2 protein-coding genes and 1 pseudogene are annotated in these 2,194 nt (G+C 68.5%); 2 read left to right on the forward strand and 1 reads right to left on the reverse strand.

What is annotated here, in order from left to right:
* The coding region (locus AB0M20_RS39465; protein WP_364306167.1) for a cellulase family glycosylhydrolase at positions 1-1,483 on the forward strand (1,483 nt) is incomplete at its 5' end.
* Positions 1,484-1,546: 63 nt separating this feature from the next.
* Positions 1,547-2,104 carry a cellulose binding domain-containing protein gene (locus AB0M20_RS39470; protein WP_364306169.1) on the forward strand — a complete coding sequence of 186 codons (558 nt, stop codon included), beginning with the start codon at positions 1,547-1,549 and terminating at the stop codon, positions 2,102-2,104.
* Here the strand turns inward: AB0M20_RS39470 and AB0M20_RS39475 are convergent.
* A pseudogene (locus tag AB0M20_RS39475) lies at positions 2,101-2,194 on the reverse strand (23S rRNA (adenine(2058)-N(6))-methyltransferase Erm(B)); the annotation flags it as partial. The gene AB0M20_RS39470 and the pseudogene AB0M20_RS39475 overlap by 4 nt on opposite strands.

Genomic DNA, 2,194 nt, shown 5'->3' on the forward strand with positions numbered 1-2,194 from the left:
GCCGGCCGACGCCACGAAGCTCGCCCAGCAGGCGTCCGACTACGCCGCCGTGGTGAACGCCTGCCTGGCGGTCAGCCGGTGCCGCGGCGTCACCACGTGGGGCATCACCGACAAGTACTCGTGGATTCCGGGCGTCTTTCCCGGGCAGGGCGCGGCGCTGCTCTGGGACGACGGCTACGCCGCGAAGCCCGGGTACCGGTCGGTGGCCACGGCGCTCGGCGCCACCACGCAGGCGGCCGGCATCACGGTCAGCGGCGGCCGGATCCTCGAGGCGACCGGCGACCCGTTCGTGATGCGCGGCGTCAACCACGCGCACACCTGGTATCAGGACCGCACGCCGGCCGCGCTCGCCGACATCAAGTCACTCAAGGCCAACACCGTCCGCGTGGTGCTCAGCAGCGGCCAGCGGTGGACGAAGAACGACGCGTCCAACGTGGCCGGTGTGGTCTCCGGATGCAAGGCCAACAAGCTGATCTGCGTGCTGGAGGTGCATGACACCACCGGGTACGGCGAGGAGTCGGCCGCCGCCACGCTCGCCCAGGCCGTCGACTACTGGATCAGCGTGAAGAGCGCCCTGGACGGCCAGGAGGCGTACGTCATCCTGAACATCGGCAACGAGCCGTGGGGCAACACGAACGCCTCCGGCTGGACCGCCGCCACGACCAGCGCGATCGGCCGGCTGCGCGCCGCCGGATTCCAGCACGCTCTCATGGTCGACGCGCCGAACTGGGGCCAGGACTGGCAGTTCGTCATGCGCGACAACGCGGCCTCGGTCTTCGCCAGTGACCCGCAGCGCAACACGATCTTCTCGATCCACATGTACGGCGTCTTCGACACCGCGGCCGAGATCGACGACTATCTGGGCCGCTTCCAGACCGCCGGCCTGCCCATCGTGGTCGGCGAGTTCGGCCACAACCACTCCGACGGCAACCCCGACGAGGACGCCATCCTCGCCTCCGCGCAGGCCCGTGGCATCGGTTACCTCGGCTGGTCGTGGAGCGGCAACGGGGGCGGCGTCGAGTACCTCGACCTGGTCACCAACTTCGACAAGGCCCAGCTGACGAGCTGGGGTCAGCGCCTCTTCAACGGCGCCAACGGCATCGCCGCGACCTCCCGCGAAGCGAAGATCTACGGCGGGACGGATCCGGACCCCGATCCCGATCCGGACCCCGAGCCCACGCCGCGCGGGTGCACGGCCGCGTACACGGTCAGCAACCAGTGGGGCGGCGGCTTCCAAGGATCCGTCACCGTCACCGCGGGCTCGTCCGCGATCACCGGCTGGACCGTCACGTGGACCTGGCCGAACGGGCAGCGCTTCACCAACACCTGGAACGCCCAGGTCACGTCGAACGGCGACGCGATCTCCGCGCGGAACGCGTCGTACAACGGCTCTCTCGCCGCCGGAGCATCCACCAGCTGGGGGTTCACCGCCAGCAGTGGCAGCACCAACACCGCCCCGACGCCCGCCTGCGCGGCGTCCTGACCCCACCGAGGAGCACAACCCGTGAAACATCCCCGATCTCTACGCCGCGCACTGACCGTGGCGGTGGCATCCACCTTGGTCACCGGCGTCGGACTGGTCGCCGCCCACCAGGCGAACGCCGCCGCGGGCTGCCGCGTCAACTACACCGTGAACCAGTGGAGCACCGGCTTCACCGGCAACGTGACGGTCACCAACCTCGGTGACCCGATCACCGGCGGCTGGAACCTCAAGTGGGCCTTCGCCGGCAACCAGCGCATCACCCAGGGCTGGAGCGCCACGATCACCCAGAGCGGGCAGAACGTGACCGCCGTCAACCCGTCGTGGGCGACGTCGCTCGGCACCAACGCCGCGGCCAACTTCGGCTTCAACGCCGACTACTCCGGCACCAACGCCACACCCGCGTCGTTCTCGCTGAACGGCACGGTCTGCACCGGCGGCACCACCAACCCGACGCCCGACCCGACCACCCCGACACCGACCGACCCGACACCCAGCGACCCGGGTCCGACCCCGTCCGACCCGCCGCCCGCCGGTTCGCGGGTGGACAACCCGTACGCGGGCGTGCAGGGCTACGTCAACCCGGAGTGGAAGGCCCTGGCCAACGCCGAGCCCGGCATATAGGATTGGTTTTTAGGAAATTTAATCTGCAATATATCCTTGTTTAAAACTTGGAAATTATCGTGATCAACAAGTTTATTTTCTGTAGTTTTG

The organism is Actinoplanes sp. NPDC051633, assembly GCF_040681735.1.
In the GTDB taxonomy this organism is placed as follows: Bacteria; Actinomycetota; Actinomycetes; order Mycobacteriales; family Micromonosporaceae; genus Actinoplanes.